At 35.6% G+C, this 3,269-nt stretch carries 5 protein-coding genes; 1 reads left to right on the plus strand and 4 read right to left on the minus strand.

The annotated features are described in order from the left end of the window. From AC11ZT_RS11550 to AC11ZT_RS11565, 4 genes are all read right to left on the minus strand, one after another. Positions 1 to 472: response regulator transcription factor (locus AC11ZT_RS11550; protein WP_484059735.1), on the minus strand; the 472-nt coding region annotated here is incomplete at its 3' end. A 357-nt stretch (positions 473 to 829) separates the two neighbouring features. Beyond that, the gene (locus AC11ZT_RS11555) at positions 830 to 1,126 is read right to left on the minus strand and encodes a rhodanese-like domain-containing protein (RefSeq protein WP_484059736.1); all 297 of its coding nucleotides are present in this window, start codon (positions 1,124 to 1,126) and stop codon (positions 830 to 832) included. A gap of 31 nt (positions 1,127 to 1,157) precedes the next feature. After that, positions 1,158 to 1,526 carry a rhodanese-like domain-containing protein gene (locus tag AC11ZT_RS11560; protein WP_484059737.1) on the minus strand — a complete coding sequence of 123 codons (369 nt, stop codon included), beginning with the start codon at positions 1,524 to 1,526 and terminating at the stop codon, positions 1,158 to 1,160. Positions 1,527 to 1,666: 140 nt separating this feature from the next. Then, entirely contained in the window at positions 1,667 to 2,557 is an 891-nt protein-coding gene (locus tag AC11ZT_RS11565; protein ID WP_484059738.1) for a LysR family transcriptional regulator, read from the minus strand. 125 nt (positions 2,558 to 2,682) lie between these two features. Between AC11ZT_RS11565 and AC11ZT_RS11570 the strand changes: the two genes are divergently transcribed. Next, on the plus strand, positions 2,683 to 3,269 hold a 587-nt coding region (locus tag AC11ZT_RS11570; protein ID WP_484059739.1), incomplete at its 3' end, for a YeiH family protein.

Genomic DNA, 3,269 nt, shown 5'->3' on the forward strand with positions numbered 1-3,269 from the left:
GAAGCTCATACTGCTTAAATGTTAGCTTAATTGCCTCTCCATCAATAGTTACACTTTTTTCTTTATTAAACAATTCCATACCTTTATATACTAAAGTTTGACTCATCGTAAGACTTCCACTTCGACGTAACAAGGCGCGGATACGAGCCATCAGTTCTGGTGCTTGAAAAGGCTTAACAAGATAATCATCTCCGCCATAGTCTAGTCCCTTCACACGATCCTCCAAAGAATCTCTTGCTGTTAAAAACAATACAGGTGTATGGTTTTCTTCCTCACGCAGATGCTGAATAATTTCAAATCCATTCATCCCGGGTAGCATAACATCTAATAAAATGGCATCATAAATATTCTGACGCGCTAAATACAATCCATCTTCACCATTTGAAGCACTATCTGCTTCAAATTCATCACTTACTATTTCTACTATGGATTGTAATAATGAAATATTATCCTCGACGACTAATAAACGCATATCGTTATCTCCCTACTGTTACGAATAAAAACAATGCGATGCTTCATCTTTCACTTTACCACTACCAACCAATAAATCGAAACATGTATAACTATTATTTTTTAGAATTTTTTGTATATCCAGAGTTCAAAAAAAGTATTCCCTTTAGTTCGGCATCAAAAACTGAGAGATATATGGTTGTACTATTTAAAACTATATATGAACTCTATAGAGAAGAATAATTTGAATACAGTCATTATTCATTTTTTTCCTTAATTTCTCCTTAAAAGTTTAAAGTTTCTGTATTAATTGCATAAAAAAAGCCGAGAACCATGCATTCTCGGCTTTTTTTTACATTGTATTACTTTCTATTTACTCTTATTCAACTGGTCCTTGCCAAGCCATCATGCCGCCTATCATATTTGTCACATTAAATCCTTGGCTTTCTAGAATGCTTGTAGCCATACTGCTACGACCGCCAGAAAGACAAACAATAATATATTCTTTATTTTTATCTAGCTCGTTTAAGCGAAATTCTATTAGTCCAAGTGGAATATTTACAGCACCGCTAATCTTTCCTTGTGCTACTTCTGATGTTTCACGAACATCAATAATATTTAGTGCTTCTCCATTTTCAAGTTTTGTTGCTACATCGTTCGCTGTAATTTGTTTCATTATCATTTCTCTCCCTTTTTATCTTATTAGTTTATCTCCAAGCACTCATTCCGCCAGTTACATTCGTAATATTTTGGAATCCTTGCTTTTTTAATAGCTTTGCTGCTTGCTTACTTCTCATTCCACTTTGACAAATAACAATTACTTCTTGTTCCTTTTTTAAGCTGCTAGATTTGCTCGCTAGTTGGTTCAAAGGAATGTTTTTGAACCCTTGAATATGGTTTCCATTAAATTCCCCAGGTGTACGTACATCCACATACTGCTTATCACGTTTCCCTAGTTCATTTCTTAATGTCCCAGTCGTAATATTCTTAATCCCCTTAACTGGTATAAAACGCTGCGCGATGAGCCAAACTGCTAACGCCATTAATACAATATTAATGATTGTACTGGTACTCATGATTTCACCCTCATTTTATTTAGTGTGTAACGAAAAATCGAAAGCAAATTAGCATATAACTTAAATACCTTATGGGGTATATATTAAATGGCTTTATTCTTTTTGTCAACTCCTATTCCTTTCAAGAAAAATACATATTCCTAATGTACAATTACAAACTGCTCCATTTTCTGAATAAACATTTCAGTTGCTTTCGATTGATGAACTTGTTTATTTCGAACGAAGGAAAACGGGCGATATGTACGTTTATTTTGTATAGGTAATGAACATAGTTCTCCTGCTTCTAGCTCTTTTCGTACCGTCCATTTTGATAATAATGCAATTCCTAAGCCTGCCATAACTGCTTCCTTCACTCCTTGTATGCTACTAAAAATAAATGAACGATTCATTTGGAGATGCAGTTCCTCTATGAACGCATCGCTATAGGTGCGAGTACCTGACCCCTGTTCTCTTAGAATCCAGACTTGATCTTGTAACAATGACGGTTTGATTATTCGAAATCGTGACAAATGATGATGAACAGGAGCTACAACTATCATTTCATCTTGCATGAATGGGATTACCTCAATATGAGTATGAGTGGTTTTCCCTTCGATTAATCCAATATCATATTGATTGGATTCTAATCCTCGTATCACTTCTTCCGTATTTGAAATAATGACTTGAATGTCTACTAGTGGATATTGTTTCACATATTCGGCTAGCACTTTCGGAAGGATGTATTCTCCGATCGTAAAACTCGTCCCGATTCGCAATGTACCCGTTACTACATGCATTAAGTTATGAATTTCTTGTTTTGCCTCTTCATAATGTGAAACCATTTGTTTTGCATGCACATACAACCTTTTACCCGCTTCTGTAACTTGTACATACTTCGGGGAACGATGTAACAACTTAGTTCCAAATTCATTTTCCAAATTACGGATCGTTACGCTTACGCTAGGCTGCGTTACATGTAATAGCTCAGCAGCACGAGAGAAATTCTTCAATTCTACTACTGCAATGAAAATTTCAAGAGTATCTACCTTCATATTTCGTTCCTCCTGTCTATTTCTTTATTATACGATTTTTTAATGATTGAGATAGAAAATATATATTTTATTTATCATTATATACTCGTTATAGTTAACTTGGAATCTACGTAGGAGTGATAAGTATGGAACCAACCATTTTACAAAAAATTACAAAACAATATGGATTAACACTTGGCATTTTATTAACGTTTCTTATAGCACTGGCAGCAAAATATATTGCTGTTCTTCCTTTTTTTACAATTATGGGGCAACTTGTCATTGCTATTCTTCTTGGCGCCCTATGGGCATCCATAGCCGGTGTCCAGCCCTATATACTAAGCGGAACTTCTTTTTCCAGTAAAAAGCTACTGCGTGTTGGGATTATTTTACTAGGAATGCGTGTAAACCTAATCGATATTGTTCATGCTGGTTCAGCTGTTTTTTTCATTGCTGTCATTCAAATCCTATTTACGTTAGTGGTCGTATATTTACTATCTCGCAAGTTACATGTAAACAAAAATCTCTCTATATTAACAGCCTGTGGTACTGCTATATGCGGAGCAGCAGCGGTTGTAGCAATCGCCCAGCAAATCGATGCAAAAGATGAAGAAACGGTAGTAGGAGCAGCTACAATTGCAATTCTTGGCACGGTTTTTACGCTAGCTTACACTGCCCTCTATCCTGTTCTTTCACTATCCCCACATGGGTATGGAATCTTTGCCGGATCAAC

Source organism: Ectobacillus sp. (genome assembly GCF_056992975.1).

Excerpts from the sequence above, each read along its gene's own strand:
- AC11ZT_RS11555 (WP_484059736.1), bottom strand. The coding sequence starts at position 1,126 with ATGAAACAAATTACAGCGAACGATGTAGCAACAAAACTTGAAAATGGA.
- AC11ZT_RS11560 (WP_484059737.1), bottom strand. The coding sequence starts at position 1,526 with ATGAGTACCAGTACAATCATTAATATTGTATTAATGGCGTTAGCAGTT.
- AC11ZT_RS11565 (WP_484059738.1), bottom strand. The coding sequence starts at position 2,557 with ATGAAGGTAGATACTCTTGAAATTTTCATTGCAGTAGTAGAATTGAAG.